Below are 228 nucleotides of genomic sequence, written 5' to 3'. Positions count from 1 at the left end.
GTGACGGCGATGAGCTCGGCCAGGTTCTCCAGCTCGCTGCCCTCCTCCGGCTCCAGCTCACTGATGGCCGTGCCGTGGCTGAGCGCCAGTTCGCGGGCGGCCGGTGCGGCGGTCAGGCCGCCGGCAGGCCGGTCACGGAGCAGCACGACGCGGGCGCGCAGGGCCTGCGGCTCGTCGACGCGGTCGCGGAAGAAGTCGTCGGGGTCGGCCCCGGCCGCGTAGTCGCCG

1 pseudogene is annotated in these 228 nt (G+C 75.9%); it reads right to left on the bottom strand.

Features of this window, described 5'->3' with window-relative positions:
- Positions 1-228: pseudogene (locus J7E93_RS36390) on the bottom strand (mannose-6-phosphate isomerase); the annotation flags it as partial.

The organism is Streptomyces sp. ISL-36, from assembly GCF_018614205.1.
Lineage (GTDB): Bacteria > Actinomycetota > Actinomycetes > Streptomycetales > Streptomycetaceae > Streptomyces.
The sequence above is the reverse complement of the archived record's forward strand: the minus strand, read 5'-3'. Positions and strand labels throughout refer to the sequence as shown.